The sequence below is a fragment of the Aeromicrobium sp. A1-2 genome (assembly GCF_003443875.1).
Taxonomy (GTDB): Bacteria; Actinomycetota; Actinomycetes; order Propionibacteriales; family Nocardioidaceae; genus Aeromicrobium.
Genome location: NZ_CP027482.1, coordinates 3224511 through 3249303 on the forward strand (window position 1 = coordinate 3224511; position 24793 = coordinate 3249303).

At 67.0% G+C, this 24793-nt stretch carries 28 protein-coding genes; 15 read left to right on the forward strand and 13 right to left on the reverse strand.

The genetic code is table 11. The features are described 5' to 3' along the window. Positions 1 to 14 precede the first annotated feature (14 nt). Positions 15 to 1361, reverse strand: coding sequence for an NAD(P)-binding domain-containing protein (locus C6I20_RS15860; RefSeq protein WP_118399027.1), 1347 nt, complete (start codon positions 1359 to 1361; stop codon positions 15 to 17). 92 nt (positions 1362 to 1453) lie between these two features. Between C6I20_RS15860 and C6I20_RS15865 the strand changes: the two genes are divergently transcribed. Then, complete coding sequence (locus C6I20_RS15865; protein ID WP_118399029.1) at positions 1454 to 1804, forward strand: helix-turn-helix transcriptional regulator; 351 nt, start codon at positions 1454 to 1456, stop codon at positions 1802 to 1804. Between the two features lie 451 nt (positions 1805 to 2255). Here the strand turns inward: C6I20_RS15865 and C6I20_RS17740 are convergent, their stop codons facing one another. Next, on the reverse strand, positions 2256 to 2828 hold the full coding sequence (locus tag C6I20_RS17740) for an AEC family transporter (RefSeq protein WP_118399031.1): 573 nt from the start codon (positions 2826 to 2828) through the stop codon (positions 2256 to 2258). A 147-nt stretch (positions 2829 to 2975) separates the two neighbouring features. On the opposite strand from C6I20_RS17740, the gene C6I20_RS17745 reads away from it, so the two are divergent. Next, entirely contained in the window at positions 2976 to 3068 is a 93-nt protein-coding gene (locus C6I20_RS17745; RefSeq protein ID WP_305765024.1) for a CGNR zinc finger domain-containing protein, read from the forward strand. Positions 3069 to 3802: 734 nt separating this feature from the next. On the opposite strand, the gene C6I20_RS15885 is transcribed toward C6I20_RS17745, so the two are convergent. Continuing rightward, positions 3803 to 4876 (reverse strand): LuxR C-terminal-related transcriptional regulator, encoded by a 1074-nt coding sequence (locus tag C6I20_RS15885; protein WP_162891378.1) that lies wholly within the window; start codon positions 4874 to 4876, stop codon positions 3803 to 3805. 106 nt (positions 4877 to 4982) lie between these two features. Between C6I20_RS15885 and C6I20_RS15890 the strand changes: the two genes are divergently transcribed. After that, complete coding sequence (locus tag C6I20_RS15890) at positions 4983 to 5264, forward strand: hypothetical protein (RefSeq protein WP_118397866.1); 282 nt, start codon at positions 4983 to 4985, stop codon at positions 5262 to 5264. Positions 5265 to 5441: 177 nt separating this feature from the next. Here the strand turns inward: C6I20_RS15890 and C6I20_RS15895 are convergent, their stop codons facing one another. From C6I20_RS15895 to C6I20_RS15905, 3 genes are read right to left on the reverse strand one after another with little or no spacing between them, the layout of a single operon-like run. Further along, a complete protein-coding gene (locus C6I20_RS15895; protein WP_118397869.1) occupies positions 5442 to 6644 on the reverse strand; it encodes an NAD(P)/FAD-dependent oxidoreductase in 1203 nt (400 codons plus the stop codon). Then, positions 6641 to 8041, reverse strand: a complete 1401-nt coding sequence (locus C6I20_RS15900) for a cytochrome P450 (protein ID WP_118399034.1) — start codon at positions 8039 to 8041, stop codon at positions 6641 to 6643. Before C6I20_RS15900 ends, C6I20_RS15895 begins: the two co-directional genes overlap by 4 nt. A gap of 23 nt (positions 8042 to 8064) precedes the next feature. Next, complete coding sequence (locus C6I20_RS15905) at positions 8065 to 8385, reverse strand: 2Fe-2S iron-sulfur cluster-binding protein (protein ID WP_118397872.1); 321 nt, start codon at positions 8383 to 8385, stop codon at positions 8065 to 8067. Positions 8386 to 8501: 116 nt separating this feature from the next. On the opposite strand from C6I20_RS15905, the gene C6I20_RS15910 reads away from it, so the two are divergent. Further along, on the forward strand, positions 8502 to 9521 hold the full coding sequence (locus C6I20_RS15910) for an AraC family transcriptional regulator (protein WP_254052169.1): 1020 nt from the start codon (positions 8502 to 8504) through the stop codon (positions 9519 to 9521). A gap of 134 nt (positions 9522 to 9655) precedes the next feature. Here the strand turns inward: C6I20_RS15910 and C6I20_RS15915 are convergent, their stop codons facing one another. After that, on the reverse strand, positions 9656 to 10165 hold the full coding sequence (locus tag C6I20_RS15915; protein WP_371682643.1) for a MarR family winged helix-turn-helix transcriptional regulator: 510 nt from the start codon (positions 10163 to 10165) through the stop codon (positions 9656 to 9658). A gap of 12 nt (positions 10166 to 10177) precedes the next feature. Here C6I20_RS15915 and C6I20_RS15920 point away from each other — a divergent pair, with 12 nt between their 5' ends. The 3 genes from C6I20_RS15920 to C6I20_RS15930 all read left to right on the forward strand — a co-directional run bounded on the left by C6I20_RS15920 (position 10178) and on the right by C6I20_RS15930 (position 11311). Next, positions 10178 to 10546, forward strand: coding sequence for a VOC family protein (locus C6I20_RS15920; RefSeq protein WP_118397878.1), 369 nt, complete (start codon positions 10178 to 10180; stop codon positions 10544 to 10546). 127 nt (positions 10547 to 10673) lie between these two features. Then, positions 10674 to 11039: a hypothetical protein gene (locus C6I20_RS15925; RefSeq protein WP_118397881.1), complete on the forward strand. Its 366-nt coding sequence runs from the start codon at positions 10674 to 10676 to the stop codon at positions 11037 to 11039. Positions 11040 to 11125: 86 nt separating this feature from the next. Next, positions 11126 to 11311, forward strand: coding sequence for a hypothetical protein (locus C6I20_RS15930; RefSeq protein ID WP_118397884.1), 186 nt, complete (start codon positions 11126 to 11128; stop codon positions 11309 to 11311). A 369-nt stretch (positions 11312 to 11680) separates the two neighbouring features. On the opposite strand, the gene C6I20_RS15940 is transcribed toward C6I20_RS15930, so the two are convergent. Both C6I20_RS15940 and C6I20_RS15945 read right to left on the reverse strand, forming a co-directional pair. Beyond that, a complete protein-coding gene (locus C6I20_RS15940) occupies positions 11681 to 12034 on the reverse strand; it encodes a type II toxin-antitoxin system HicB family antitoxin (RefSeq protein ID WP_118397887.1) in 354 nt (117 codons plus the stop codon). Continuing rightward, complete coding sequence (locus C6I20_RS15945; RefSeq protein WP_216823113.1) at positions 12031 to 12219, reverse strand: toxin-antitoxin system, toxin protein, HicA family; 189 nt, start codon at positions 12217 to 12219, stop codon at positions 12031 to 12033. The genes C6I20_RS15940 and C6I20_RS15945 overlap by 4 nt, the downstream gene beginning before the upstream one ends. 498 nt (positions 12220 to 12717) lie before the next feature. On the opposite strand from C6I20_RS15945, the gene C6I20_RS15955 reads away from it, so the two are divergent. From C6I20_RS15955 to C6I20_RS15965, 3 genes are all read left to right on the forward strand, one after another. After that, the gene (locus C6I20_RS15955; RefSeq protein WP_118397896.1) at positions 12718 to 13170 is read left to right on the forward strand and encodes a pyridoxamine 5'-phosphate oxidase family protein; all 453 of its coding nucleotides are present in this window, start codon (positions 12718 to 12720) and stop codon (positions 13168 to 13170) included. A gap of 282 nt (positions 13171 to 13452) precedes the next feature. After that, complete coding sequence (locus tag C6I20_RS15960; protein ID WP_254052170.1) at positions 13453 to 15105, forward strand: DEAD/DEAH box helicase; 1653 nt, start codon at positions 13453 to 13455, stop codon at positions 15103 to 15105. Positions 15106 to 15612: 507 nt separating this feature from the next. Beyond that, entirely contained in the window at positions 15613 to 16326 is a 714-nt protein-coding gene (locus C6I20_RS15965) for an ABC transporter ATP-binding protein (protein WP_254052171.1), read from the forward strand. Here C6I20_RS15965 and C6I20_RS17210 read toward each other — a convergent pair. The 3 genes from C6I20_RS17210 to C6I20_RS15975 all read right to left on the reverse strand — a co-directional run bounded on the left by C6I20_RS17210 (position 16313) and on the right by C6I20_RS15975 (position 18023). Further along, positions 16313 to 16450, reverse strand: a complete 138-nt coding sequence (locus tag C6I20_RS17210; RefSeq protein ID WP_162891379.1) for a hypothetical protein — start codon at positions 16448 to 16450, stop codon at positions 16313 to 16315. The genes C6I20_RS15965 and C6I20_RS17210 overlap by 14 nt on opposite strands. Further along, entirely contained in the window at positions 16447 to 17124 is a 678-nt protein-coding gene (locus C6I20_RS15970) for a YdeI family protein (RefSeq protein WP_216822919.1), read from the reverse strand. The genes C6I20_RS17210 and C6I20_RS15970 overlap by 4 nt, the downstream gene beginning before the upstream one ends. 89 nt (positions 17125 to 17213) lie before the next feature. Beyond that, positions 17214 to 18023 carry an alpha/beta fold hydrolase gene (locus tag C6I20_RS15975; RefSeq protein ID WP_216822920.1) on the reverse strand — a complete coding sequence of 270 codons (810 nt, stop codon included), beginning with the start codon at positions 18021 to 18023 and terminating at the stop codon, positions 17214 to 17216. A gap of 115 nt (positions 18024 to 18138) precedes the next feature. Between C6I20_RS15975 and C6I20_RS15980 the strand changes: the two genes are divergently transcribed. Genes C6I20_RS15980 through C6I20_RS15995 form a run of 4 tightly spaced genes read left to right on the forward strand, consistent with a single transcriptional unit; the run spans position 18139 to position 22645 of the window. Continuing rightward, positions 18139 to 19305, forward strand: a complete 1167-nt coding sequence (locus tag C6I20_RS15980) for a CaiB/BaiF CoA-transferase family protein (RefSeq protein ID WP_216822921.1) — start codon at positions 18139 to 18141, stop codon at positions 19303 to 19305. A gap of 35 nt (positions 19306 to 19340) precedes the next feature. Then, complete coding sequence (locus C6I20_RS15985; RefSeq protein WP_118397911.1) at positions 19341 to 20483, forward strand: acyl-CoA dehydrogenase family protein; 1143 nt, start codon at positions 19341 to 19343, stop codon at positions 20481 to 20483. A 24-nt stretch (positions 20484 to 20507) separates the two neighbouring features. Then, positions 20508 to 21173: an ATP-binding cassette domain-containing protein gene (locus C6I20_RS15990; protein WP_371682691.1), complete on the forward strand. Its 666-nt coding sequence runs from the start codon at positions 20508 to 20510 to the stop codon at positions 21171 to 21173. After that, on the forward strand, positions 21170 to 22645 hold the full coding sequence (locus tag C6I20_RS15995) for a DUF6297 family protein (RefSeq protein ID WP_118397917.1): 1476 nt from the start codon (positions 21170 to 21172) through the stop codon (positions 22643 to 22645). Before C6I20_RS15990 ends, C6I20_RS15995 begins: the two co-directional genes overlap by 4 nt. A gap of 1 nt (position 22646) precedes the next feature. Here the strand turns inward: C6I20_RS15995 and C6I20_RS16000 are convergent, their stop codons facing one another. Next, positions 22647 to 23363 carry a MerR family transcriptional regulator gene (locus C6I20_RS16000; protein ID WP_118397921.1) on the reverse strand — a complete coding sequence of 239 codons (717 nt, stop codon included), beginning with the start codon at positions 23361 to 23363 and terminating at the stop codon, positions 22647 to 22649. 173 nt (positions 23364 to 23536) lie between these two features. Between C6I20_RS16000 and C6I20_RS16005 the strand changes: the two genes are divergently transcribed. Then, entirely contained in the window at positions 23537 to 24754 is a 1218-nt protein-coding gene (locus tag C6I20_RS16005) for an acetyl-CoA C-acetyltransferase (protein WP_118397924.1), read from the forward strand. The last annotated feature ends 39 nt before the right edge of the window (positions 24755 to 24793 follow it).

Below are 24793 nucleotides of genomic sequence, written 5' to 3' on the forward strand. Positions count from 1 at the left end.
CGGCGCGCGCCGGCCTATTTCGCCGATCCGGGCGCGGATCCAAGGGTCACGAGCTCGGGTTCGGGCGCTCCGCAGCACCCGCCGCCGGTCTCGGTCGCGTCGAACGTGCCGGCGCCACCGCACACGCCGGTGTCGGGCAGCGTCAGCTCGACCCGCGCCGCCGACTCCCGGTCGCCGCTGATCTCGGCGACGACCGACCGGGACTGCTCATAGCCGGTCAGGCTGAGGAATGACGTCGCCCGGCCATAGGACTTCATGCCGACCAGGTAGAAGCCGGTCTCCGGGTGCGCGAGCACCGCGGCTCCGTGCGGCTCGACCGTCCCGCACGAGTGCACGTTGGGATCGATCATGGGCGCGAGCTCGCGGGGCGCCTGCAGGACCGGGTCGAGGTCGAGGCGAATCTCCGACAGCATCGAGAGATCAGGACGGAAGCCGGTCAGTGCGATGACCTCATCGACGCCTTCGACGACCTGCCCGTCGGACGATCCGAGGGTCAGCGTGCCGTCGGCCGCGTGGGTGATCGAGGAGGTGCGGAACGTGTTGACGGTCGTCACCACGGGGGATGTCGCGGCCTGCTGGGCGCGCCTGCCGAGGGCCCCCCGCTCGATGAGCTCGTCATTGCCGCTACCGGCGAAGGCCTCGCCGACATCGGCTCGGCGGACAAGCCACGAGACCCGGGTGTCGGGTGCCTGGCGGGCCAGCTCGACCAGGGCGACGAGGGCACCCTTAGCGGACGCTCCGGTGCCGGCCACCGCGATGTGCCGCCCGGCGTACCGGGCGCGGGTCGCCTCGTCGTCCAGGTCGGGGATCCGGTACGAGATGCGGTCGGCCGCTGCCCGCTCGCCGGGTGCGGGGACGCCATCGGCGCCGAGCGGGTTGGGGCCCGACCAGGTGCCGGACGCATCGATCACGGCCCGCGCCTCGATGACCTCCTCGCCGGCAGCCGACTCGACGTGCACCGCGAACGACGCCTCGTCGCGACCGGAGTCGACCAACCGGTCACGCTGGCTCTTGGCGACACCCACGACACGAGTGCCGAGGCGCACACCGTCGCCGAGTGCGTTGGCGAGCGGCTCGAGGTAGTCCCGAGCCCATTCGCCGCCCGTGGGATAGCCGGCCGGATCGGGGCTGGTCCAGCCCGCGGCGTCGAGCAGCTCGGCGGCGTGCGGCTCGATGAGCTCGGACCAGGGCGAGAAGAGCCGCACGTGGGACCACTCGCGGACCGCGGCACCGGCCGTCTCGCCTGCCTCGAGCACGACGTACGCGAGGCCGCGGGTCCGGAGCTGGGCTGCCGCGGCCAGTCCGGCGGGGCCGGCCCCGATCACGGCGACGGGAAGGTCGGTGTCATGCGTGCTGCTCATGGTCTCCACTCTCGATGATCCATTGAAGTCTGTCGATGTAGGACTCTACCGCTTCATCGACGAATGTCAATCAATGGTGCACAATGGAGTCCATGAAGACTGCGCAGCCCGTGCTGGACACCTCCGACCCGGCGGGCTGCTGCGCGCCGATCGGCGATGGAGCGATGACGGCCGAGGACGCGACGGTGCTCGCGGCGAAGTTCAAGGCGATCGGCGACCCCAACCGGCTGCGGCTGCTGTCGCTCGTCGCGGCGCAGTCCTCCGGCGAAGCCTGCGTGTGCGACCTCAACGAGACGGTCGACCTCTCGCAGCCCACCGTCTCGCACCATCTGCGGATCCTGGTCGAGGCCGGGCTGCTGACCCGCACCAAGCGCGGCACGTGGTCGTACTACGCGCTGGTCCCCGGTGCGCTGGACGCGCTGGCCGACACCCTCAGGTCCTGATCGAACCCGTCGCTGCCAGCAGCGACGTGGCACGAACTGCTTCGCTACGCCAGACCCGATGCGTCGCCTGGTGAGCGCTGCGCTCCGGCACCGTGTGGCGCGCCAGCAGGTGCTGCATACCGCCCAGATTGCCCTACCTGTTCGGGGGGGGTAGACGCGCGGACAGAAGTCCTGGGCACTTCCTCCGAGTGCGCACAGAGCGACCTCGTTCCGGCACTTTGGTCCGTGCGTCCACGACCTCGGTGCTGCGTTACGCCGCGAGCGGCGGCGACAGATCATCCGAGGGCGATCACCTCCGACGCAACCTCGACTTGGCCGTGAAAGCGTTCGGCTTCCGGTACGCCGCGGCTGTCACCTGATGGTGCAGCAGACCCAATTGGACTGATCTATGGACCACGCGACGGTCCGGTCGCCGAGCTCACAGGGCGGGCCCAAGCTGTGCGGGCAGGATTCATGTGACGAGGAGGGGCAGGGTCACGACGGCGAGGAGGGTCTGAACCCCGGTGATGGAGGCCATGAGTCGCGTGTCGCCGCCCATGCGCGATGCCAGCACGTAGGACGACGGCGCGGTAGGCACGGCGCAGATGACCACGATGCTGGTCAGCAGGGCACCCTCGGCTCCCAGCGCGTGGGCAATCGCACCGGCCGCGAGCGGGACCGCCACGAGTTTCAGCCCCGACGTCAGCGTGATATCAAGCAGATCGCAGCGCCGAAAGCGCACGGTCATCGCGGCTCCGACTGCCAAGGTTCCACTGACCAGTGCCGGTTCTGCCAGCAGGCCGAGAGAGGAAGCCAGGAAGCCGGGCAGCCGCAGGCCGAGCAGGCTCAACGTCAGACCGATAGCGCAGGCCTGGATCAACGGGTTGCCGATCAGTTCGCGCGCGAGGCGTCTCGGGCGGAGTGTGGCCTCGTTGGCACCGTGGATGCTCAGGACGACGACGCTGATGACATTGACAAGCGGCACCATCAACGCCGAGGCCAGCGCGAACAGCGCGACGCCCTCGTCTCCGTGGAAAGCAGCCATGAACACCAGGCCGATGTAGGTGTTGATCCGGATACTGCCTTGCACCAGTGACGTCGCCCGCGGACCATCGGCCTGGAGCTCTTCAGCGTCGAGGCCGAGGGCCAGCGCCTCGGGGTCTGTGGTGCACCTGGCTGCACGACCGCCTTCATCGACACCAGCCGTAACGGCAGGCGCGCCTACTGCACCGCCAGATGTGGCAACGCGGTCGCCGTCCGTCGGCACCGCGACAAACACGCATGACCCCGGCCGCGCATCCTGTGCATAGGACCACCAGTCGGCGCGGGAGGGACTGCCCAGAGTTCAGTTGCCACCGTGACCTGCCCCACTTCGCCGCGAACCGGGGGCCGGGTTGCGGTTGGGTGCGTCGCAATCTCGGTGAGGAGCATTTGCGCCGGGCGCATCCTTCTACTGGTTCGCGCCCTTGTCGGTCCATTCCAGGCCGCCATCAGCGAACATGTGGACATAGCCGCAATTTGCGCAGATCGCACCTTCCGCGGACTTGTTCGCCCAGTCAATGTCAAAGAAGGTCATTCCAGTCGTTTGCATCTTGATTTGACGCGAATAGAACTGGTTCGACTGGCAAACCACACACGCCAACGACTTGCCGCGTATGAGTAGCGTGCCCATCTTTAGTTTCGCCATAGTGCCTCCGGGGGAGCAGTTGTCTCAACCCCGTCAGCGTGCCAGATCTGGAGAGGTCAGGGGTTGCTGCCGCGCACAGGGAATCCAAGTGCGACGGCTCCTCATCGCCAGGTGGGATCGCTCGCCGTACGCAAGGTCCGTGTCAATCACCTCGACCTGAGTCGATCCGCCGCCTTTGGGCGCCCTCATTTCGACCAGCTTGGCACCTGGCCAGACAAGACATGGCCGGACTGTTCTGCGCCAGAGGGCGGAGTCGACGAACGTAATCAGCGGCCGGGTTGTAGGCGTGGATCTCGTGGATCAGGTGGGTGTGCAGTTGCCTGCGGGCAGACTCACCCCTGAGTCGAACTGACGCCGACGGCGCGGCCCAAGAGTTCGCGGCGGCTGTGTACGCCGGCCTTGGCGAAGATTGACTTGAGGTGGTCCTGCACCGTGTTCGGCGTGATGACCAGTCGCGCCGCGGCGTCTGCCGTGTCGACCCCCTCGGCGAGTACGTCCAGCAGCGCGCGTTCCCGGGGCGACAGACCGTGCGCCCGAGCGAACATCTCGATCCGATCCGCTGGCGATGCGAGTTCGATTGTGACGGCGATCTGGCCCGACGGGATGAGACGAGAGGCACGCAGCCGCAGCCAAACCGCACCGCCTACGTGAACCCGGCCGATCGCGGGGGAGTCGTCGACATCCGCCTCGCGCGCGAGGAGTTGCGCTGCGACGTTGAAGACAGCAGCCGGCACGGTCGAGCCCCGGGAGTCCGGCGGCAGCAGCCGCGTCAACCACGCCTCTGTGCCAGGGGTGCTGCCCGTGATGACCAGCCCACGATCCGGCGACGCATCGAGCAGTACGACCGCCGGACCCTCCTCAGCAGTGTCGCCGTGCCCCATCCCGTCGTCTGCGGAGGCAGCAAACGTCGACGCCTGGCACTCGCGCACAGCCGCGGTGAGCACCGCGTTCAGTTCCCGCAACAGGTTCAGGTCGCAGTCGGCGTACGGGCTGCCCATCGACCACAGATCGACGAAGCCCCAGCAACCGTAACCGTCGCGCAGCACCATCGAAGCGACGTCCACGACCCCCCGCGCGAGTACGTACTCGTGCCATGGACCTCGTGCAGCGACCGGCGTCGCGGCGAGCGAGACGACGTCGTCGAGAGTCGTCCACCGGTGCGTCGGTGTCGTGTACTTGAGCGCGATCACCTGCGGAAGCTCGCGCAGGTCGGGGATGCTCGCGAGCGGATCCACACCCACGGAGGTCTCGGGGTCGGTGAGCACGAACGCGTAGGCGTCGACCGGCATCTCGCGGCCGAGCAGGTCAATGACGTCTGCACGCAGGTCACGACAATTGACGGTGCCCGCGCGGAGGTGCCCGACAGTTGCGAGCAGCCGGGCGGATGGGCCTCCGGAGGGTCTCATCGCCACACAGTGAGCATAGAAGCGGGGCGTTCCGTCTGCTCATCACCGCGAAGATCCCAGACGTCTGGGATGGTTCCGGGCGGCACCGTCCGCGAGGCTGGTCGGCATGACCACTCTTCGTATCGAGCACCCCGTCACCGACTTCACGACCTGGCACGCCGCCTTCGACCGGTTCTCCGAGATGCGTGCGCAGTCGGGCGTTCTCGAGCACCACATCCGGCGTCCCGTTGACGACGACCGCTTCGTGACCCTAGACCTCGAGTTCGCATCCATGGCGGCTGCCGTGGCATTTCTGGGTCTTCTCATGGAGCGGGTATGGGCCGTCCCTGCGAACAGCCCTGGACTCGCCGGCTCACCGATAACTCGATTCCTCGAACCTGCGTCCTGAGCTCTGGCAGCAACGACCGGTCGCCGCAAGGGGATCGTCATTCGGGACCGTCGAAGGTGCGTCATATCACCGCAACACGGCGCCTGCTCAGGCGCAGTTCACCGTAGCCATCTGCGCGCCCAACGGGTTTGATCCTGCTTTCCGGAGTCATGCATGGACCGTCGAGTCCGCGGGCTCTCAAGTCGCACAGGTGAGTGCCAGGTCGGCACGATCGACGGAGGCGCCCTGCATGATGGCGCGCTTGCTGAACACGAAGTCGCGCGGGCGATTGACGCAGTCAGCGGCGATCAGTTCGCCCTGGCGGAAATAGAAGCAGGTGAAGTCGCGTCCTCGAGCGGGGTCTCCGCTGAGCACAACTTCGTCGTAGCCGGTGTTCAGGCCCGCGATCTGGAGCTTCAGGTCGTACTGGTCCGACCAGAACCAGGGCAGCATCGAGATCTCCTTGGATCCGTCGCAGAGCGTCGAAGCGGCGACCTTTGCCTGCTCGCCTGCGCTCGGGACTGATTCCAGCCGGATACGGCGCTCGTAGCGGGCCATGTGATGGCTGGCGCAGTCGCCGGCTGCCACGACGTCGGCGTCGCTGGTCAGTGCCCGGCTGTCGATCACAATCCCGTTGTCCACGGCAAGTCCTGCCGCGGTGGCAAGCTCGGTGTTGGGCTCCACCCCGATCCCGATGATCACCAGGTCCGCCGGGAGTGCCTCGCCGTCGGCGAGGAGCACCTCCCGGACCTGCCCGTCACCGGTGAGGGCGACGACACACGCACCCGTCCGAACCTCTACGCCCTCCTCCCGATGGATCCGGGTGAAGAACGCCGACACCTCGGGGGCGGAGACCCGCTCGAGGACACGATCAGTGGCTTCGAGCACGATGACCTCCAGCCCCAGCGTGCGCAGCGACGCCGCAGTCTCCAGCCCGATGTAGCCGCCCCCGACGATCACGGCGCGTCGGGCAGCGACAGCCGCGGCACGTATGCCCTCGACGTCCACGGCTGTGCGCAGATAGTGGACGCCTGCGAGGTCGGCGCCAGGCACGGCCAGTCGGCGGGGGCGGGCGCCCATGCAGAGAGCGAGCTTGTCGTAGGAAAGCGCCTCACCAGTGTTCAGCGAGATGTGACCGGATGAGCGGTTGATCGAGACCGCCGTCGCATCCACGATCTGGATGTCCTGCTTGGCGTAGAACTCTTTGCTACGGATCGCGAACTCGTCAAGTGAGCACGTGCCCGAGAGGTAGGCCTTGGAAAGGGGGGGGCGCTGGTAGGGCAACGCCGACTCGTTGCCGATGAGCACGATCTCGCCGTCCCATCCCTCCTGGCGAAGCCCGCCCGCGAGCTGCGCGCCGGCGTGGCTTGCCCCGATGACGACCGCTCGCCGTGCGGTCATCCCTCTGACTTCGGGGTGAGGCGGACCATCATCTTGCTGTAGCCCTTGACGAAATTCGACTGTATGTACTCGGGTTCGCCGACTACTTCGATGTTCTCGAAGCGGGGCAGCAGTTCCTCCCACAGGATCCGCAGCTGCAACTCGGCGAGCCGGTTCCCCATGCATCGGTGGACGCCAAAGCCGAAGGAGATGTGGTTGCGCGCGTTCTCCCGATCGATGATGAGCTCGTCGGCACGCTCGAACCGACGCTCATCGCGGTTGCCGGAGGCGTACCACATCACCACCTTGTCGCCCTTGCGGATGAACTGCCCGTTCAAGACGGTGTCAGCCGTAGCGATCCGACGCATATAGGCGAGTGGAGTCTGCCACCGGATGATTTCCGAGACCATTGTGGGGATGATGTCTGGGTTCGCCTTCAGCTTCTCAAACTGATCGGGGAACTGATTGAGTGCCAGCACTCCGCCACTCATCGAGTTCCGGGTGGTGTCGTTGCCTCCGACGATCAGCAGGACCAGGTTGCCGAGGAATTCCATCGGGCGGTCGATCAGGTCCCGAGTGTTCTCGTTGCTCTGCAGCATGGTGATCAGGTCGAACCCGGGCTCCTCGCCTGCCGCCGTCCTGGATGCCTTGTCGTGCCAGAGGGCCGCGAAGCTTTTCGCCATGTCGCGCATGCCTCGAAAGACCTCGTTGTTGTCGGAAGGGCCACCGTTGGTCTCCTCCATCGACGTGGCGAGGTCCGACCAAAAGACGAGCTTGTGGCGCTGCTCGTAGGGGAAGTCGAGCAGGGTGGCGAGCATCCGTGCGGTCAGTTCCACCGAAACGTGCTCGACCCAGTCGAAGGTCTCGCCTACGGGGAGGCCGTCGAGAACCTCCTGGACGCGCTGCCGGATCAGGCCTTCCATCTCGCGCAGGTTCTTTGGCGCGACGACGCCCTGAACTGCCTGGCGTTGGAGGTCGTGCCGGGGTGGATCCATCGCGATGAACATCTCGAGGTCGAGGCCCCGCGGTGGGGTGCCGATGATGATGAACGGCTCGGCGGAGAACAGGTCGTGGTTCTTGTCAACGGTGAGGATGTCCTCATATCGAGTGACCGACCAGAACGGGCCGAACGGGCTCTTCGCCTGGTAGTGCACGGGTGCCTCGTTGCGGAGGCGCTCGAAGTAGGACTCCCAGCGACCCTGTCGAAAGAGGAACGGGTTGCTGACGTCAATGTCGGTCAGAGCGACGTCCTCGACGGGCGGGATGGGGCGCTCGACGAAAAGCGGCTCGCCGTTGTCGCGCTGGATCCAGCGCCGGGTCCGGTCGTAGAGGTGCGCGCCTTGGATCTGGCGCTCCATCGGGATCGTGGTCTGCACCTTCCCGAGGACTGTGCTGACAACTGTGTTGCGGAGCTTCATGGTGTCCATTTCTCGACTTCCCGTCAGACCTGAAACTCAGGCAGGTGGAGGATGAGGCCGTCCAACGCGTCGCAGGCTCGAATCTGGCAGGAGAGACGAGAGGCCGCCTGACGCTCCGGGTTCATGGCGAGCATCGGCTCCTCGTCCGCTCCGGACGAGCCGACCAGCTCGGACCATTGGTCGTCGACGATGACGTGGCAAGTGCCGCAGGCGATCTCACCACCACAATCGCCGTCGATGCCTGGTACTGAGTTGTTGGTCGCGACCTGCATCAGCGACATGCCTTCATCCAGCGGAGCCTCATGTTTCTCGCCGTCGTGGGACAAGAAGGTGACCGTTGCCATGGGTGCTCCTAGAAAGTTGTCTGTCCGGGTTCTGCTGTCCCGACTCTTGTTGCACAGCCGGCGGATGGCTATGGTCATTCGGGGCTGATAGTTGTGAATTCGGCTCAGGATGGAGTGTGCGCGTGCAGCTGGACGAACCTGGAATACCTGCCCACGCCTTCGCGCAGCTGCTCGAAAGCGATGCGTTCGACGCCCCCTCCATCGCCCGCTTCCGAGCGATCCTGAAGCGTGAGGGAGTGGACGCCGACGCACTGGAACGCATCGGCGCACAAGCGCCCCTCAGGTGGTTCCGAGACGCCTCCCCCGGTCTCGATGCGGACCAGGCCGCCAGGCTGGGTCACGTCTGCGGCCAGCAGGCCCGGCTGACGTCCTACGGCCCGTTGAGCTTGCCGTTGATCAGCGCCGGATCTGTGGCCGAGATCTTCGAGCTGCTCGCCTTCCTTCCCCTGATCACGACGGCCATCAGCGCTCACCTCCACACGACCGGCGAAGGCCTTGTGGTCGTACTCATCGGCCAGACGGGCGACCCGGACCTGGACAGCCTGGCGGTCCACTACAGCGGCTCAGCCCTGATGCGACTGATCCACCTCCACGTCGGGGAGCTGCCCTCGGTCTCCCTGCACATCAACCGGCCGGTACCGTCCTCACTCGCCGACCATGAGGATATTCGGATGGGGAACCTGGTCTTCGACGCTCCAATGTCGTTCGTCCACGTACCGACTGCAACGCTTGAGGCAGTCTGCCGATTTTCCGACCGGATCGCCTACCAGCACGCCATCGCCGACCTGCGCCAGTCCCTCGACCATCGGATCCGCAACAAGTCATTCTCTGGCCAAGTGAGGAGGCTGCTGAACGAGGGACCCGGGCTGCAGCGCATCCAGAATGTCGCCAACGAGCTGATGATCTCGACCAGCACGCTCAAGCGACGACTAGCCGACGAAGGCACCACATTCCGCGAACTGCTCGAAGTGTCGCTCTATGAGCGCGCCACGCTGCGGCTGCTCGACCCCGCGGTGACGGTGTCCGAGACCGCCACCGATCTCGGATACAGCGACCTGACCAACTTCTCCCACGCGTTCAAGCGGTGGACGGGCCAGTCTCCGGGTCGGTTCCGCCGCGAGCACCAAGGCTCCTGAGCGTCGCGGCCATCGTCCTCGCCCTGATCGTCGCCAACCGATCGTCGCCCGCGATCCTCGAAGTGTTCGCTGGTTCGGCGTGTGGATCATCCCGGCGTCGTAGCTCTGCACCAGCGTCACCCACCGCGGACGGTCTATGCGCTCTCGTTCTCGTTTCTCAGTGAGTGGATCATGCTCTGCAGGATCGTGAACGCAGCCGACTGATCGGCTGGCGTCATGCCTCCCAGCATTCTGACCTCGACGGATCGGACCGCAGCAGTCGCCTTCGCGAGGCTTCGCCGCCCCTGGGGCGTGAGCCGCGTGGGACGGACTTTCCCTACGGGCGGCTCTGCCGACCTGGACACGTCTCCGCCTCGTTCCAAGCTCTGTAGCAGCACGTTCATCGACTGCCTCGTCACGAACGCCCCTCGCGCAAGCTCGGAGTTGGACAACCCGGGGCGCTGAGCCAGCAACTCGAGGCAGGAGTAGTGCGTCACCGTCATCTCCAGTGGCCGCAGCACCGCCTCCATAGCTTGGCGGAGGGCACTTGACGCCTCTTTCAGCAGGTATCCCAGTGATGTCTCCAGGTCGATGCCGACACCGCCTTGACTCATGTCAGTATTCTGACATACATTCATGCATGTCAGGCAACTGACACAAACCATAGGAGCACCATCATGCCCGCCACTGGCCCCGACTTCATCTCCCTGCAAGCTCGCGACCTCGCCGCTTCGCAGGCGTTCTACGAGAAGTACCTCGGCCTCGTGCGATCTCAGGCGGGCCCTCCTCACGCCGTCGTCTTCGAGACGAAGCCGATCACGTTCGCTCTCCGCGACGTCGTTCCTGGCACCGATCTCGCGTCCGTCGCTCAGCCCGGTATCGGTGCCGCGATCTGGTTCCATGCCACCGATGTCCAGGACATTCACGATGCCCTCGTCGCTGACGGCCACACCATCGTCTCTGGGCCTATCGACGGCCCTTTCGGCCGGACGTTCACCTTCGCCGACCCCGACGGATACCAAGTCACTCTCCACGACCGTTCATGATCGGACACATCGGCATGACGTGCGTCAATCCGCCTCGATTGGCCGGTGTTTCGCGGAGAGCCACCTTCACTGGGTGTTGGGGCGCTGGTCAACAACGGCAAGACGACACTGACTATCGTTGGGGGTGATGATCACCCGCCGCGACGCTGCCCAACGCTTGGACATCCCCCTGGAGATGGCCACCCGGCACGGCCTCCCTACGACGCTCACCGAAGCCGAGTTGGCCGAGATCGAGCACAGCCCGCCACCGTGGCTGGTCCAGTCGCGTGCCAACCGGACCGGCAAGAAGCCGGTGTGGGTCGACTTGGTGTGCGACGTCTGCGGGTTTGCCGAGAAAGCCCGGCCGAAGAAGTGGTGGCCGGCGTTCACGTACCTCAGTTGCGACTCCCATCAGCCCTCCGACCTACCGAGCCCGCTCCACGGCGAACATCGTACGGAGATGCCGGGGATTGGCAGCCGGTTCGTCGGCTGGGTCGACACACCCGTGGACTGAGCCAAGACGCTGCCCGCCCTGAGAGCACGACGATTCGGCATTGCGCCACCCCGCCGCGACAGTCGCTCAGCGCAACGACCTGGCCCATGCCGATCGCCGTCCCTGTGCTCCGGGTGTTAGAAGCCTGCCGCGGTGGTCGAACCAACGGGCCGCTGATCCTGCGACCGAACTCGGGCCGCGAGGTCGACGAGCACGTGGCGGCCGGACGAGTCACCGTTCACGAAAATGACAGCGACTTCCTGACCCACCTCGACAAACTCGACTCGGAGTGAAATCCGTAACCACCCCAGCCTTCGACAGCGACTACCGGCGTCTGAAGGCCGAGCACGCCACTGAGTTCAAGAACGTCGTACGAGAAAAGTTCGTACCCGCTCCCGATTAAGTCGGTCCGATCAGCCCACGGAGTCCTTGAGATGACGTGGTCGTCCGCCAGCCCTGACGGCCGAGCAACGTTCGAGTTTGTCAGCATCGACCATGAACTCGCAGTCCAATGGCGCCGCGTCGGCGACCACGACGTCTTCAAGAACCCCTGAGCAACTCACTAATCGCTATAACGCGACGCAGGCCCGGAACGTCAGACCGCGTCAAACCGCCGCGATCTCATTGCATAGCGGCGCAAGCCTTGGCGGTGGCCAGTTGGACTAAGCGCGCCGAGCCAGCAGGCTGACAACGTAGGTGTTCAAGCTCTGCTGTTCGCGTTCCGCTTTCAGAGCCAGTTCTCGGTGCAGCCCAACTGGCAGCCGCAGGTTGAACTTGCCAGAGAAGGTCCTTTGACCAAAGGGTTCGGGTGCTGGTTCACCAGACTGACCCATGTCTTCGAGCACCTCGGCGACCAGAGCGACTAGGCCGTCTTCTGCTGCTCGGCGATCTCCGTCGATCCATGACAGGGACGGGAACTCAGCGACCGTTGCCACGAACCCCTCGTCATCGGCCGACCAGCTGACCGAGTACGAGAACCGATCCGCGAGGCTCGGCCTTTCTGCGACCTTGCTCATGATTGCTTCCCTTCACTGTCGATCTTGTCGATTGCCGCAAGGACTTGGATTACCTGGTAGGACTTCGCTTTGCCTTTGTCATCTTGGATGTTGACCCTCGGATCGCCGGCCCAAGGCATCTTGAATACTGCGTGTGAGCCACCGGTGGTGCGTGGTTCTCCGAAGTAGTCGATGCCTCCTTTCAGGAGGTCGTTGTACTTGATGTTCTTGGAATTTTTTCGCATCGCCTCGAGGATCTTGGCAACGCTTGGCACTCCTTAATGGTACTACGGGTAGTACCACGAATCAATCTCACCGACCTGCGTCTATTCACCGCGTTCGCTCCACCGAGCGTCGAGCATCAGGTGGCGGCGAGGTCGGGGTACGCGTTGACGACATAAGCGTCGTGGGCGGAGATACGGGTCTGGCCGACGAATGATCGATGTCGTTCTGTCGAAGTGACGAGCCAGGAGTCTGGGACGGCAACATGGTCGATGTTGAGAAGGTCTTCGACTTGATGCGGTGAGGAGGCGGTCGGTGCGACAAGCTCCAGGCGTCCCACAGCCGAGCGTAGGGACCGTCCACCTGCGACGCTGCCCGCCCAGTAGCAACTGCGATCGGTGGTCCGATGAGGACCAACGCCCCTACTTGGGCCGCCAAGCCCGTGTGACGCTGGTCAACCGAGGTGGGATGGAGGCGCCGAGATGTCCGAGCCCGTGCAACTCAGCTATTGGCAGTGCGAATCGATCCTTCGTGCCGAGGTTCTGGGGCGCATCGCGTTCTCTGCACCGGACGGCCCGCACATCGTGCCGATCAACTATTCGGTGGTCGATGAAACGATCATCGTGCGCACCTCGCCGGACAGCCTCCTAGCCGCTCATGGTTGCGGCGTCACAGTTGCCTTCGAGGTCGACTACATCAACCACGCTCACCGTCGTGGTTGCAGCGTCGTGGCCCGTGGTGAGACCGAAGTCGTGACGGATCCGGCCGTGGCGGCGCACATTCACCGGGTGTGGGAGCCGCGACCGTGGGTCGGCGGCACGCGGCCCTTGCTCCTCCGACTTCGATGGAGTGAGCTGAGCGGACGCCAACTGGATCCCAGTTGGGATCCGCTGTCCGAAGTGCCGGTACGCCGGACTGAAAGCCGACCTCGCTGAAACTCTCGGGGACCACGTCAGTCCGCAGCGACGGGACCCGCCCGCCGGAGCCGGGACCGATCAGCACAGGTGTCTCCTAGTTGACCTGTCGCGAAGGCCGCAAGTGTGAGGGCGAGCATGGGTGCAGGTCGTTCTTCGACCGCGGGACGAGCATGGGCGAGCCGGGACGGCTCGTGGTCGGGGCCCCGATAGCGTTCGGGGGTGGCCAGTCCTCGTCGATCCAGCGCCAGACGACGAGGTGGGTCGTCGCGTCGGAGCGGGACGCGGCAGCCACTGCGGCCGTTGCCGGTCGCTGGGCCGGGGGAGCGCCTGTGGGTGCTCGACGTGCCCTACGCGACGCAGGTCGACGGCGCCATCTGGCATCCAACTCTCAAGGCCCACCTGCACGTCGGGCGCGCTTTGCCCGCGTACCTCGCGCCCTACGCTCCAGGTCCGCACACCCTCGGGCGGTTCATCGAGAACTCCCTCAACCCCGACCATCGGACGCCCAGTCCCGAGCCGACCGATGAGCTCAAGCCGCGAAGGATCCAGTTCGAAGCGGCTGATGCGATCGCGGCGCGGGCCATGGCGGGCGGGCGGCAGTTCCTGCTGGCCGACGAGCCCGGCGTGGGCAAGACGATCGCCGCGGTCCTTGGCGCGACGGCGGTGGGCGACCTCCGCGGCGCGCGACGAGTGCTCGTCGTCGCCGACCGACCGGCCGCGATCACGATCGGCCACTGGTGCCGCACCATCACGGCGCTGGGCGACGGCGGTCTGGAATGGGTCGTGATCACCTGGGACCGGCTCGACAAGGTCAAGGACCACACGTGGGACGTGATCATCGCCGACGAGGCGCACGCACTGCGACGTACGACGACGAAACGGTGGAAGCTCTGGGCGCGGATCTCGGGTCACGGGCGCCCACACGACAGGGCGCCGTTCGTCATCGCGACGACCGCGACGCCCGGTCACACGCCGCTCGAACTGCCCTACCTCGCGCCTGCCTATGCTCAGGTGCTCGGCGAGCCGATGCAGGAGTGGACCTCTGCCAGGCAGCCCGGGGCCGTGTTCGCCACCGCGCTCGAGCGTCACGGCGTGGGGGTGGAGCACGGACGCTACGGCGCGACGTGGACTGCCGATCCGGCCCGGCGTGCCACTGATCTCAAGCTGGTTCGCGGCTGGCTCGACGAGGAGCGGCCCCCGGCGATGCTGCACCGTGCCGCGACGTGGGGGCCGGTGCCGATCTCCGGCATGCCGGTAGCGCTCACACCGGCGGAGCGCACGGCCTACCAGGCCGACTGGGGCGAGTTCTGTCGGGAGATGGACATCGCCCGGCGCGGCCGCAACGTCGCGAAGGGTCGTGCCGCGCTGCTGCGCTTCCGGCAGAAGGCCAGCCTGATCCGCGTCGACTCGACCGTCGCCTGGATCGCCCAGCAAGTCCACGCGGAGCGACAAGTGGCGTGCTCGGTCGAGTTCGTCGCGACCGCCGCCGATCCCATCGCCGAACGGCTGCGTGACTCCGGTATCGAAGTCGCCACGATCTACGGCCGCGACCGGTTCGACCCCGAGGCCGAGCGGCTCCGGTTCCAGACCGGGCAGGCCAAGGTCTGCGTCTTCACCACGGTCGCCTCGATCAGCCTGCACGCCAGCGAGACCCTCAGCGCGGGCCACCGGGCGAGCCCCGAGACTCGGGTCGGCGTCTTCCACCAGCCCCGCTTCTCAGGCATCGCCGCACGGCAGGTCACCGGCCGCACCCACCGCGACCACCAGGTCTCGCCGTGGCACATCGCCTACGCCGAGGGCACGGTCGAGGAGCAGATCGGCAAGGTGATGGTGGAGCGCATCGCCGCCGCCTCCGACACGGTGGGAAGCGACACCACCAGCCTCACCGCCCTCGCCCAGCTTCTCGGGGCCGACTGGCTGCCGCCCGCGACCTTGGCCGAGGAAGGCGCCTGAGACTCGTCGGCGATCAGGAGGGCTGCGCGGCGGCGGCCGCCGCCGCGGCCCGGGAGACCCAGCGTGGCAGGTCGCCGTAACGCTGGCTGGGGATGAGCTCGCGGCGGCACAGCACTCGATCAGCGGTGTCATCCGTCGGTCGCCCTTGAGCAACTGGGTGTCGCCCCGGGGTTCTCCCGCGCTCTGGCGAAGGGGGGCGGTGGATGCCGGAGTTTTCTCGCTGGCACTCGCTGGCACTCGCCGGTTCCTCCGAGCTGCGCAGCACGTCCAGGTACACGAACTTGTCACCCGCGGCCACGAGTGAGCGCGGCGTCTTCGGCTCACCGAATCCATGCACGGTCATCCCCGATTCCCGCAGCCTGTGGGACGATCCACGCTCGTGCGGGGCCGCGTGGTCAGCCGGTCGGCGTTGCTAGGATCGCTCCTGTGCAAAACGAACTCGGCCAACCTGTACTTGACGTTCAAGGAGTCGACTTCGTCCGGGACGGCTTGGTTCTGCTCGGTGGGGTGAATCTGACGGTTCGGAGTCAGGAGCAATGGGCCCTGATAGGGCCGAATGGTGCCGGCAAGACGACGTTGCTCAACCTGTGCGGCGCGGTCAACCATCCGACCCGCGGCACAGTTCACGTCCTCGGCAAACAGCTCGGCCGCGTCGATATTCGTGAGCTTCGGCGGGACATCGGTTTCGTCAACCCGCGGCATGCGCTGAACTCCAACCTCTCGGTCGAGGATGTCGTGCTGACGGGCGCGACCGGCACGATCGAGACCCTGCCTCGCTGGACACCGAGTGAGGCCGAGAGGGATCGAGCTGCTCTGTTGATGAAGCAGTTCGGCGTCGACGCCGCGAGCTCGCCGCACTGGTTCACGATGTCGCAGGGCGAGCGCGGTCGCACCCTGATCGCCCGGGCGCTGATGCCCGATCCACCGCTGCTCCTGCTGGACGAACCATGCACCGGTCTCGACGTCGCCGCTCGCGAGCAGTTTCTTGCGACGCTGGACGAGCTGCGACGCTCGCACCCCGAAACCTCGACGGTGATGGTGACACACCACTTCGAAGAACTCCCACGCACCACGACGCACGCGGCCCTCATTCGCGGTGGAAAGGTCGTCGCGGCCGGTCACGTCGACGACGTCCTGACCACCAGCCTGGTCAGCGAGTGCTTCGACCACCCGATTCGCATCTCACGCGCGGACGGCCGGTGGGCTGCTACAGCAGGCTGACCGCATCCTGCAACGGCACGACGACCTTCTGCACATCGAAGTGCAGGGGGTGTCGAACCGGCAGATCCAGCACCTCGACACCGCCCTGAGCCGGACACGTGGAGCGACGGTGCAGGTACGTCATTGCGCTTGTGCCGCGGCGGCCGCGGCTCGCTCCACCCACCTCGGAGTGTCTCCGTAGCGTTGGTTCGGCACGAGCATGCCTTCGGCGCAACACTCGATCAGCTGCGTCATCCGGCGGGCGCGGGTGGCCTCCTGCTTGGCGGAGGTCACCCAGACGGCGCAGACCTTGCGGTAGGTCGCGGTCGAGGCTTGCCAGAAGGCCGTGGCCGCCGGTGATCCGGCCAGTGCCTCGGCGTACGAGTCCGGCAGTCCGGCCCAAGGTCGCTCGTGGCTGTACGGCGCCTCCTCGCGGCTGCGCTGCTCCCAGATCGCCAACCCGCTCGGTTGCATCCGCCCCTCGGCCCGCAGCCTCTCGACAAGAGCGAGATTGACCCGGCTCCAGTGGGACGTCTTCTTGCGAGGGGTCCAGCGCTGCCGCCGGGACTCCTCGTCGATGCGCTGCGCGACTGAGTCGATCCATCCCCAGCACAGCGCCTCGACAACCGCTTGCTCCCAGGTCAGGCCCCGATCCGCCACGCCCTTCTTGTTCAAGCCCATCCACAGCACAGTCTCGGTGTCGTGGTGCAGTGCCAGCCAGGCACCGAACTCCTCGGGGCTGTCGAAGAACCGCGCGGGCCGCTCGGGTGAGCCGCCCATCCGACCCGGAGTCTCGGGCCCTGCCTGTTGACCTGTCATGCACCGATTGTGCCGCCAGGCACCGACACCAACAGAGCCGAAGAGATGAACTGGGTCCGGCCGAGGGTGGCCGGCCCCGTGCGCATCAGTCAGGCGACGCGCGCGGCCGAGTCCGTCGCTGCTGCCACGGTCTGGTCGATGACCCGGACGATCAGCTCCGGATCGTCGATCATCGGCACGTGGCCGCAATGCGGGAGCGCGACGTGCTGCGCCTCGGGCAGGCGTTCCTGCGCGATCGCCGAGGAGCTGTACGGCAGGATCAGGTCGCGGGTGCCCCAGGCAATGGTCGTCGGCACTGCGAGGCGCTGGTGAAAGGCGTAGCGGATGCCCGAGACGATCGTCCGTTCGAAGCCCGTGCAGTTCTTGAGCGCGAGGGCGTCGCCGTAGACCTGCTCGGGGGTGAAGCGCTGGGGGCGCGTGTAGAGCGAGCCGCCGGCGAGTCTGCGGCCCCAGGCCCGGTTCGACGTGAATCGCAGTGCACCCGCAGGCAGCAGGCTGCTGACCCGCAGCATGATCAGGAGCACGAAGGTCTGCAGCTTGTTGACGATGCCGAAGAATCCGGCCGGGCTCAGCGCGGTGACCGATCGGGCCAGGTTGCGAGCGCCGAGCTCGAGCGCGATCGCACCACCCAGCGAGTTGCCGACGACGTGCGGTCGGTCGATGCCCCATGCGGCGAAGTTGGCGGCCAGGTTGTCGCAGGCGCCGTGCATGTCGTACTTGATGCCCGCGGGGTACGCCGGGGACTCTCCGAAGCCTGCGAGGTCGACCGCGATGACGTCGTACTTGGTCGCGAGCTGCTCGAAGACCGGGTCCCAGGCCTGCCGGCGATGCCCAATGCCGTGGATGAGCACGAGGGGCTCACCAGAACCCTTGCGGGTATAGACGAGTTCGGAGTGCATGTGGGGGCCTTCCATCGATCCGGGAACGTGACATTGATGATGACACATCCCCGTACTGTCGGTATGTGACGTCCTTCACTTGCGATCGTAACAGTGGAACTGTCACAATCGCGCTGTGACCAATTCTTCGAACAAGCCGGCTGCGTCCGGACCACTCCACGGCGTGCGGGTGGTCGAGCTCGTTGGCATCGGCCCGGGCCCGTTCGCGGCGATGCTGCTGGCCGACCTCGGTGCCGACGTCATCCGGATCGACCGTCCCGGCGGCAACGCGATGCAGGTCTCCCAGCCGGACAAGGACATTCTCGGGCGCGGCCGCCCGTCGGCGGCGGTCAACCTGAAGGATCCGCGTGGCGTCGAGCTCGTGCTCGACCTGATCGAGCAGGCCGACATCCTGATCGAGGGATTCCGCCCGGGCGTCACCGAGCGGTTGGGGCTCGGCCCGGAGGCGTGCCACGCCCGCAACCCCGCGCTGATCTACGGCCGGATGACGGGCTGGGGCCAGGACGGTCCGCTCGCGCTGACCGCCGGCCACGACATCAACTACATCTCGGTCGCCGGAGCGCTCGACCCGATCGGTCGTGCCGGCGGACCGCCGCAGATCCCGCTCAACCTGGTCGGCGACTTCGCCGGCGGCTCGATGTACCTCGTGACCGGGGTGCTCGCCGCCCTGATGCACTCGCGTGCCACCGGCGAGGGGCAGATCGTGGACGCCGCGATCACCGACGGCGCGGCTCACCTGCTCGCGATGCCCATGACGATGCAGCAGAGCGGTGCCTGGAATCCCGAGCGCGGCACCAACCTGCTCGACTCCGGCGCCCCGTTCTACGACGTGTACGAGACCGCCGACGGGCGGTGGATGTCGGTCGGTGGGCTCGAGCCGCAGTTCTACGCCGCGATGGAGCAGGTGCTCGCGATCGACGACCTGCCCGATCGCTACGACCCGGCCCAGTGGCCGGCCCTGCGCGCGATCCTCGCCGAAGCGTTCGCGACGAAGTCACAGGCCGAGTGGACCGCGCTGTTCGACGGGACCGACGCCTGTGTCGCACCGGTCGTGCCGATGCACGAGGCTGCGCAGCACCCGCACAACCTCGCGCGTGGCACGTACGTCGAGCACGAAGGTCTCGTGCAGGCTGCTCCGGCGCCGCGGTTCTCGCAGACACCCGCGACCTTGACGACACCCCCGGCTCGAGCCGGCGCCAACACCACCGAGGCGTTGACCGCCTGGGGCATCACCGACATCGACCGGCTCATCTCAGACGGCGTCGCCGTCCAGGCCAACTGACCACTCAACTCAACCGCACCAACAGAGGACAGACCATGCAGCGAGGAATTTTCGAGGCCGACCACGAGGCCTTCCGCGACACCGTCCGCACATTCTGCGAGAAGGAGATCGCCCCGCACCACGACCAGTGGGAGAAGGACAGCATCGTCCCGCGCGAACTGTGGGAGAAGGCCGGCGAGCTGGGCATCCTGGGCTTCATGATGCCCGAGGAGTTCGGCGGAGGCGGCATGAACGACTTCCGTTTCAACGCCGTGATCTCCGAGGAGCTCATCCGGGTCGGCGCGAGCGGCGTCGGTTTCGTCCTGCACACCGACCTGGTGTCGGGCTACCTGCTGTCGTACGCGACGGAGGAGCAGAAGCAGCGCTGGCTGCCGAAGTTCTGCACCGGCGAGATGATCACCGGGATCGCGATGACGGAGCCCGGCACCGGCTCGGACCTGCAGGCGATCCAGACCACTGCGGTCCGCGACGGCGACCACTACGTCGTCAACGGCGCCAAGACCTTCATCTCCAACGGCATCCTGGCCGACATGGTCATCGTCGCGGTCAAGACCGACCCCGAGGCCGGCGCCATGGGCGTCTCGCTGATCGCCGTCGAGCGCGGCATGGAGGGCTTCGAGCGCGGTCGCAACCTCGACAAGATGGGTCTCAAGGCGCAGGACACCGCCGAGCTCTTCTTCGACAACGTCCGCGTGCCGGTCGCCAACCTGATCGGTGAAGAGGGCAAGGGCTTCATCTACCTGATGGAGAAGCTGCCGCAGGAGCGCCTCGCGATCTCGGTCGGCGCGATGGCCGCGACCCGCGCGATCATCGACATGACGCTGGACTACGTCAAGGAGCGCACCGCGTTCGGCAAGCCGATCGGCTCGTTCCAGAACTCGCGCTTCGTGCTGGCCGAGCTCGAGACCGAGATGCAGATCGGCCAGGCGTTCGTCGACAAGAGCATCGTCGCGCTGAGCAAGGGCGAGCTGACCATCGAGGAAGCGGCGATGGGCAAGTGGTGGACGACCGAGCTGCAGAACAAGGCGGCCGCCAAATGCCTCCAGCTGCATGGCGGCTACGGCTTCATGTCGGAGTACCCGATCTCCAAGGCGTACACCGACAGCCGGATCCAGACGATCTACGGCGGTACGACCGAGATCATGAAGGAGATCATCGGTCGCACGATGGGCCTCTGACACCGCGTATCGTCCCCCTCGGACCTGCCGACGGCCGGACCGGGACGAGGGGGACGCCGCGTGGCGCTGCTGGAGGTACGGGGACTGTCACGGCGCTTCGGTGAGGTCGAGGTCTTCACGGGCCTGGACCTCGACGTCGCGGCCGGTGAGGCGGTGGCCCTGACGGGCCGCAACGGCGCCGGCAAGTCGACCGTGCTGCGATGCATCACGGCTGCGGACCAGCCGACCGCCGGCACGATCGAGCTCGACGGCACGACGCTGGACGAACGTTCGCCGCTGATCCGCACGGCGCTGGCGGTCGTGATGGACGACCTCGACTTCTTCCCCGATCTCAGCGTCGTGGAGCACCTGGACCTGTTCGCCCAGGCGCACCGGGTCGAGAACGCGCAGGAGGTCGTCGACGAGGTCCTGACCGAGGTCGGGCTCGTGGCGCAGTCCGGCCAGCTGCCCGGGACGCTGTCGTCGGGTCAGCGGCGACGGCTCGCGCTGGCGAGCGCGTTCGTGCGTCCGCGTCGCCTCTTGGTGCTCGACGAGCCCGAGCAGCGACTCGACGCCGCGGGCCTGGAGTGGCTCGCCGAGCGTCTGGTCCGTGAGAAGTCCGAGGGGCTTGCGATCCTGATGGCCAGCCATGACCCGCGCCTCGTGGAGACCGTCGCCGACCGGATCGTCGATCTCGGCACCCTGTCGTGAGCGCGTCGGCCGAGGTCTGCGAGCTCCGCGGCGAGATCCGGCACTGGCGACGTAGTCGCGCCGACACGAGCCTGTACGAGGCGCTGTCTGACGCGTACATCGCGGTCTTCGCGGTCGTGCTGCTCGGTTCCATGACGATCAGCGCTGTGCTCAACGTGCGGCAGACGGCGGGCGACTCGTGCACCAGTGCCGGTTGCCTGGAGACCCGTGCGTTGCTGCCATGGCTCGTGGCGTTGACCGGTGTCCTGCTGGTGGTCGTCGCGGCGCGGATGTTCGGGCCGTTGTTCGTGTCACCGGCGGTGTCGTCGTGGCTGCTGCCGACGTGGGCGGACCGAGCGGCCCTCCTGCGACCCCGGCTGCTGCGGTCGGCGTTGCTGGCCGTCGCACTCGGCGCCGCGGTGGCACTGGGCGGCGCGTCCCTCGGGGGCTTCTCCGGGTCCGCCATCGTGCTGCTGACGCTGTCGGCGGGGCTGGCCGGGCTGGCGACGCTGTGCTTCGCGGCGAGCTCCCAGACCCGCGAGGACTCCGGCGCCCGCCTGCTGACCTGGGCTCTCGCTGCCGTGATCTGGCTCGGGCTGATGGTGCTGGCGCTCGGCCGTGGGCGGGTCACGTCCCCGCCGGACGGATCGCTCGCGTGGATCGTGGGTGTCGTCGCCGGTGGCCTCGCGGTCGTGCTGCTGCTGGCGCGCGTCGTGCGGCGGCTGGGAACCGTGCGTCGGGTCCACCTGCTGGCCGGCGGGGCACTCGCCCCGAGCCTGTCCGGAGCCCTCGCCGGGCTCGACCTCGCCCTCGCCTACGACGTGCTCCTCGCGCGCCGCTGGCGCAATCACCCGCCAGTGCGCTCGCGTCGGGGCGGTCCGGCGGGCGCCAAGGCGCTGGTGTGGCTCGACCTGGTGCGGGTCACCCGCAGCCCGCACTCCCTCCTCCTGCTGGCGGCCGCTGTTGTGATTCCGTACGTCGCGGAGACGGCTGACCTCGGCGACGCCGTGCTGCTGGTTGCCTCGCTGACCGGGTTCGTCGCCGGACTCGGGCTGTGCTCGTCGCTGCGAGTCGTGGGCCGCACCCCCGGGCTGGCGCGCATGCTGCCTTTCCCTGACGCGACGACCCGAGCGGCAACGATCGTCGTGCCGTCCGCCGCGATGATCGCTTACGGGCTGGCGACTGGTCCGGCGCTTCACGGCGCGACCGGCGCCTCGTGGGCCGTCACGTGGTACCTCGCGCTGGCGGTCGGCGGCTCCTCGACGGCCGCCGCGGTCCGTTGGGTCACGGGACGTCCACCGGACTACTCGCGGCCCCTCGTGTCGAGTCCGGCCGGAGCGATCCCGACCAACCTCTACGGCAGCGCGGTCCGTGGCTTCGACATCGCCCTGCTGACGATCGCGCCGGTGCTGATCTGGCCGACCGACAACGGCGCGCTCTTCTCGCTCGCCCTGAGCGGGATCACGCTGTCCTATCTGACGAGTCGCAAGTAGGTCAGGTGCGGCGACGGACCGTCTCGCGCTTGGCCTCGTCGACCGACGACTCGTAGGCCGAGACAAGTGCCTGGATCGTCAGCGGCTTGAACCGCTCGATCATCGAGGTGATCGCCTCGGGGGGCTGGCCTGATGACTTCAGGTGCGGCCACACGGCGGTGCGGAACAGCTCGGTCAGGGCGACCGCCATGGCGTGGCCGTGCTCGGTGATGATGCGCCGGGCCGCCAAAGCCGCCTCGGTCGGCAGTCCGACGTCGAGGAACTGGATGCCGACCGCAAGGTGGGCCGGCGCGACCTGGAAGACGTCCTCGACCGGCGTCGGCTCGATGACACCCAGCGCGACCAGCAGCTCCAGGTCGTCGTCGGAGAGTGCGCGACCTGATCGGGTCTCGAGCTCGGGCCGGGTCACGGTCTCGGGCAGGTCCGGCATCCACGGTGCGAGCAGCGTGCGGTGCATCGCTACCTGCTCGGGCGTCGCGTCAGCGGGGATGTTCTCGAGGTACCCCTCGATCGCCGAGAGAGTGAAGCCGTGCGCCTGGAGCTCGCGGACGAGCTCGAGCCGGGCCAGGTGATCGGGGCCGTAGTAGCCGTTGCGACCCTCGCGACGTGGCGGCGGAATCAGTCCACGACCGGCGTAGAAGCGCACGGTCCGGACCGTCATGCCGACGCGCGACGACAGCTGCTCGACGCTCATCGTCTCGATCGGCACGGGGTTCATGGTGCTGACTATGCCACCAACACTGTCGAGGTTGCCTGTAGCGGCTGCGGGCCGATGTGGTGGCGTGACGTGGGCCACAGGGGCTGCCCTACCACTTTGACAGTGTTGGTGTCACAATCGAAGATGTCACTTTGGTGGCACGCCGTTCACCTGAATCTTGTGAGGACACAGCAATGACCGAGGCCTTTGTCTACGACGCCATCCGCACCCCCCGTGGTCGCGGCAAGAAGTCCGGATCGCTCTACGAGGTCAAGCCGATCTCGCTCGTGACCGGACTGATCGACGAGATGCGCACGCGCAACCCCACGCTCGACACGGACGGCATCGAGGATCTGATCCTCGGCTGCGTCTCCCCGGTCGGCGACCAGGGCTCCGACATCGCCAAGACCGCTGCACTCGCCGCTGGCCTGCCCGACACCGTTGCCGGCGTCCAGCTCAACCGTTTCTGCGCCTCGGGTCTGGAGGCCGTCAACCAGGCCTCGGCGCGCGTGCGCTCGGGCTGGGAGGACCTCCTGCTCGCTGGCGGCGTCGAGTCCATGAGCCGCGTGCCCATGGCATCGGACGGTGGAGCCTGGGCGATGGATCCCCAGACCGCGTTCGACACCGACTTCGTGCCGCAGGGCATCGGCGCCGACCTGATCGCCACGATGGAGGGCTACAGCCGCACCGACGTCGACACGTTCGCCGCCGAGTCGCAGGCCCGTGCTGCCAAGGCGATCGCCAACGGCTACTTCAACAAGTCGGTCATCCCGGTCCGCGACGCCTCGGGCCTGACGATCCTCGACCACGACGAGTTCGTCCGCGAGGGCACGACCGTCGAGAGCCTCGCCAAGCTGCCCGCCTCGTTCGCCCAGATCGGCGAGCAGGGTGGATTCGACTCGGTCGCACTGGAGAAGTACCACGAGGTCGAGCGGATCAACCACGTCCACCACGCCGGCAACAGCTCGGGCATCGTCGATGGCGCGGCCCTCGTGCTGATCGGCTCGGAGGCAGCCGGTGAGCGCAATGGCCTCAAGCCCCGTGCCCGCATCATGTCGGCCGCGGTTTCCGGGTCCGATCCGACGATCATGCTGACGGGCCCCGGACCGGCCAGCCTCAAGGCACTCGAGCGCGCCGGACTCAGCGTCGGCGACATCGACCTGTTGGAGATCAACGAGGCCTTCGCCGCGGTCGCACTGCGACTCATGAAGGATCTCGGCGGCTTCCCGCACGATCAGACCAACGTCAACGGCGGATCGATCGCGATGGGCCACCCGCTCGGCGCGACCGGCGCGATGATCCTCGGCACCCTGATCGACGAGCTCGAGCGTCGTGACCAGCGCTACGGCCTGGCCACCCTCTGTGTCGGCGGCGGCATGGGTATCGCCACCGTTGTCGAGCGCCTCAGCTGATCGTCCCTCCACCTCCGTTTTCACAAACTTTGCAGAAAG

Coding starts and splice junctions, on each gene's coding strand:
- C6I20_RS17740 (WP_118399031.1), bottom strand. CDS start 2,828: ATGGCTGCTTTCCACGGAGACGAGGGCGTCGCGCTGTTCGCGCTGGCC.
- C6I20_RS15905 (WP_118397872.1), bottom strand. CDS start 8,385: ATGGCAACGGTCACCTTCTTGTCCCACGACGGCGAGAAACATGAGGCT.
- C6I20_RS15865 (WP_118399029.1), top strand. CDS start 1,454: ATGAAGACTGCGCAGCCCGTGCTGGACACCTCCGACCCGGCGGGCTGC.
- C6I20_RS16000 (WP_118397921.1), bottom strand. CDS start 23,363: ATGAACCCCGTGCCGATCGAGACGATGAGCGTCGAGCAGCTGTCGTCG.
- C6I20_RS15885 (WP_162891378.1), bottom strand. CDS start 4,876: ATGAGACCCTCCGGAGGCCCATCCGCCCGGCTGCTCGCAACTGTCGGG.
- C6I20_RS15920 (WP_118397878.1), top strand. CDS start 10,178: ATGCCCGCCACTGGCCCCGACTTCATCTCCCTGCAAGCTCGCGACCTC.
- C6I20_RS15940 (WP_118397887.1), bottom strand. CDS start 12,034: ATGAGCAAGGTCGCAGAAAGGCCGAGCCTCGCGGATCGGTTCTCGTAC.
- C6I20_RS15970 (WP_216822919.1), bottom strand. CDS start 17,124: ATGACAGGTCAACAGGCAGGGCCCGAGACTCCGGGTCGGATGGGCGGC.
- C6I20_RS16005 (WP_118397924.1), top strand. CDS start 23,537: ATGACCGAGGCCTTTGTCTACGACGCCATCCGCACCCCCCGTGGTCGC.
- C6I20_RS17210 (WP_162891379.1), bottom strand. CDS start 16,450: ATGACGTACCTGCACCGTCGCTCCACGTGTCCGGCTCAGGGCGGTGTC.
- C6I20_RS15955 (WP_118397896.1), top strand. CDS start 12,718: ATGTCCGAGCCCGTGCAACTCAGCTATTGGCAGTGCGAATCGATCCTT.
- C6I20_RS15915 (WP_371682643.1), bottom strand. CDS start 10,165: ATGGTTTGTGTCAGTTGCCTGACATGCATGAATGTATGTCAGAATACT.
- C6I20_RS15890 (WP_118397866.1), top strand. CDS start 4,983: ATGACCACTCTTCGTATCGAGCACCCCGTCACCGACTTCACGACCTGG.
- C6I20_RS15900 (WP_118399034.1), bottom strand. CDS start 8,041: ATGAAGCTCCGCAACACAGTTGTCAGCACAGTCCTCGGGAAGGTGCAG.
- C6I20_RS15895 (WP_118397869.1), bottom strand. CDS start 6,644: ATGACCGCACGGCGAGCGGTCGTCATCGGGGCAAGCCACGCCGGCGCG.
- C6I20_RS15925 (WP_118397881.1), top strand. CDS start 10,674: ATGATCACCCGCCGCGACGCTGCCCAACGCTTGGACATCCCCCTGGAG.
- C6I20_RS15930 (WP_118397884.1), top strand. CDS start 11,126: ATGCCGATCGCCGTCCCTGTGCTCCGGGTGTTAGAAGCCTGCCGCGGT.
- C6I20_RS15985 (WP_118397911.1), top strand. CDS start 19,341: ATGCAGCGAGGAATTTTCGAGGCCGACCACGAGGCCTTCCGCGACACC.
- C6I20_RS15975 (WP_216822920.1), bottom strand. CDS start 18,023: ATGCACTCCGAACTCGTCTATACCCGCAAGGGTTCTGGTGAGCCCCTC.
- C6I20_RS15860 (WP_118399027.1), bottom strand. CDS start 1,361: ATGAGCAGCACGCATGACACCGACCTTCCCGTCGCCGTGATCGGGGCC.